Consider the following 255-nt stretch of genomic DNA (forward strand, 5'->3'; position numbering starts at 1 on the left):
CGAGGGCCTCGATGATCGCGAAGTTCTCGGTGCCGTTGACGCCGCGGCCGCCGGAGACCACGATCGCGGCCTCGGTCAGCTCCGGACGCCCGGTCGACTCGCGCGGGGTACGGCCGGTGACCTTGGTGCCGGTGGCCAGCGCGCCGAACGTCACCTCCAGCGCCTCCACGCTGCCGGCGGCCGGGGCGGCCTCCACGGCGGCGGAGTTGGGCTTGACGGTGATGACCGGGGTGCCCTTGGAGACACGGGACTTGG

1 pseudogene is annotated in these 255 nt (G+C 73.7%); it reads right to left on the reverse strand.

Annotation, left to right across the window (positions count from 1 at the left end):
- Positions 1-255: pseudogene (locus RM704_RS45100) on the reverse strand (electron transfer flavoprotein subunit alpha/FixB family protein); the annotation flags it as partial.

The organism is Streptomyces gottesmaniae, assembly GCF_031845845.1.
Taxonomy (GTDB): domain Bacteria; phylum Actinomycetota; class Actinomycetes; order Streptomycetales; family Streptomycetaceae; genus Streptomyces; species Streptomyces akebiae.